The sequence below is a fragment of the Bacillus haikouensis genome (genome assembly GCF_013179555.1).
Classification (GTDB): domain Bacteria; phylum Bacillota; class Bacilli; order Bacillales; family Bacillaceae_B; genus Rossellomorea; species Rossellomorea haikouensis_A.
Window position 1 is genome coordinate 1 of record NZ_JABMCR010000398.1, and the last position, 2,910, is coordinate 2,910.

Annotated in this window: 2 protein-coding genes; both read right to left on the minus strand. The window is 42.2% G+C overall.

Features of this window, described 5'->3' with window-relative positions; all coding sequences use genetic code 11:
- On the minus strand, positions 1 to 899 hold an 899-nt coding region (locus HP456_RS22145; RefSeq protein ID WP_172255142.1), incomplete at its 3' end, for a macrolide 2'-phosphotransferase.
- A 482-nt stretch (positions 900 to 1,381) separates the two neighbouring features.
- Positions 1,382 to 2,910: heavy metal translocating P-type ATPase (locus HP456_RS22150; RefSeq protein ID WP_172255144.1), on the minus strand; the 1,529-nt coding region annotated here is incomplete at its 5' end.

A 2,910-nucleotide genomic window follows, 5' to 3' on the forward strand; every position in this document is an offset into this window, starting at 1 on the left:
TCAATCACTCCCAATGCCTCTCTCGCCATCTGCTCATACTCATCCAAACCTGACGTGATCGCAAACTCAGCAATCGCAACAGGGTATGCTGCTTTAAGCTCAATGATGTGCTCTTTCATGGCTGGCCAGTAAATCCCTCCTGCTTGCTCGTAATAGCCGATCAGTTTCTCCAGACCTGCTTTCCCGAATGCCTGGTATTGAAAAACAAAGTCATTTGATATATCTGTTACTTTTGCTTCGGTCCAGTCAATCAAACCTGTTACGTTCGCATTTTTATCAATCATCGTATGACCAGCATGAACATCCCCATGAATCAGACCCGTTCTCTGTGGCCACAATTCTTTATTGTTTACCCATGACTGCCAGCGGTTCCATAAGGATTCTTCTACACCAAACTTTGCTTTAACCTTTTCCATACGCTCAATCATTGATAATCTTGCTTCTTCTGCTGTCTGAATGGACAGCCCGGCTTTAAGAGCCTCTGCTTTCGGAAGAGTGTGAAGTGCGGCCAAAGTTGTGGCTAATGTCTGATGAAATTGTTCAGGTACATTTTCATGATCCATCTCCCACACATAATTATGAATCTCTGGATCGATCGTGCCGGCTGGTACACCGGTTAATTTTCTATATGCAATAAGATTGTCTTCATAAATCGACCAAACCGGGACCTCAAACGTGACATATTTATTGATTAAATCCAGTGCTTTCTTCTCTACATCGGTCCTCGGCATCACATCATCACGTCTCGGAAGCCTCAGCACCCATTCTTCTCCCTTATCATCTTCTGCATAAGCAACCAGAAAATCCAGACCTGACTCGTTAAATACAATCGTATCTTCTTTCACATCCAAACCATACTTCCTTGCTGTTTCTGCCACTTGCTGATTGTTCAAAACGATCACTTCCTTCTCTTAACTTTCTGATTTTCACAGTAAAGATACACAGGCTGATACCTATGTCAAAGTAACGGAAACTATTCATCTTAAAAACAGTGGACTATGGGTTTTAATCACGATGTTGCGCTCTGGGGGGCAGTCATTTGTGGGCATCGATTTATCCCCTAAACTGTGAAAACGAGCTGTAGGACACCAATCATTATTCCCTACTTTCGATTTTCTTGCGTGAAATTCCTGCTTATCTTTAACGATCTGGCATTGTTATGAAAAAAAGAACGCTGAAAAAGATCTTCACTTTACATGGAAAAGCCCAGATCAATTTGAGAAATGAATGAACAATGAAAATGAATTAACCAGTACTTATGATGAGGTAACAGGGTGTTTTCACTTCCAGAGCAAATTGAGTTAATATGGCAGATTAAATAATTATGAAGTTCTCAGTAAGAAAGCCGCTCAGCAAAAGCTGAACAGCTCTTATAAATAAATTATTTGACTTTTAAAAGACGCAGCGCATTCAAAATGACGATTATGGCTGCCCCTGTATCACTTAACACCGCCAGCCATAGCGTTAACCATCCTGGGAATATTAAAGCCAAAGCAACAAATTTTACGATTAAGGAGAACCAGATGTTTTGCTTTATAATATCCAATGCTTTTCTGCTCAAGTTAATCGTGTGAGGCAGTTTTTCCAGGTTATCCGCCATCAGTACAATATCGGCCGTTTCCATCGCGGTGTCTGTTCCTGCACCGCCCATTGCAATTCCCAGATCTGCGGTTGCAAGAGCGGGAGCATCATTTATGCCATCGCCAACCATTGCTACGTTATGACCTTCACTTTGTAATTGTTTTATCGCTTCAACTTTATCTTCCGGCAATAGTTCAGCAAAATAGCGGTTGACGCTTGTTTCTTTTGAAATCATCTTTGCTGTACCTTCATTATCACCTGTAAGCATGACAATTTGATTGACTCCTGCTTTCTTTAAACCGTTCAAGGCTTGAACAGTTGCTGCTCTGATGGTATCAGCAACCGATATGACTCCCAGGACTTTTTCCTTCGTACCGATGATTACAACGGTTTTTCCTTTGATCTGCAAATCTTCCACAGTTACTTTTGCGTCTCCGAGCGGGATCTCCATTTCATCAAAAAGCCGTGCATTTCCAGCAAAGTATACTTCCTTGTCAATGGTGGCTTGAACACCCTTCCCCACTATACTTTTAAACAACTCTCCCTGTTTAGGTTGAATTCCTTTCTTATTCGCATATCTAACAATGGTTTGTGCAATTGGATGGGTTGAATAATCTTCCAATGTTAAGGCAATAGACAGCAATTCGTCTTCTGTAATGCTCATGGCCCTGATTTCCGAAACGTTCGGTTTTCCTTCAGTCAAGGTACCCGTTTTATCAAAGGCGATGGCATTGATTGCTCCCGCCTTTTCCAGGAATGTTCCCCCTTTGATCAAGACACCATTCTTAGCAGCATTCCCTATTGCTGAAACGATGGCAACAGGGGTGGAGATGACCAATGCACAAGGGCAGGCAACCACTAATAATTCAAGTCCCTTATAAAACCATTCTCCCCATGTTCCAAATCCTATGATTGGCGGAATGACCATGACGACTAGGGCCAGCACAAACACAATTGGTGTATAGATACCCGCGAATTTATCAATAAACGCCTGGGTAGGTGCCTTTTGTTCTTGCGCTTCTTCTACCAGGTGAATGATTTTGGCAATAGTGGTATCCTCCACTAACTTGGTGACTTTTACTTCAAGTGATCCATTTTCACTAATGGTTCCTGCATATACTGTATCACCAACTTGTTTATCAACGGGGATGGATTCTCCAGTGATTGGAGCTTGATTGACACTGGACTCTCCTGTCACAATTTCACCGTCTAACGGAATTTTGTCTCCTGGTTTTACAACCAGAATTTCACCGACGTTCACTTCCTCAACAGGTTTCTTAATCAATTGGGAACCCGCTTTGATCCATGCTTCCGACGGCGCTAAGATCA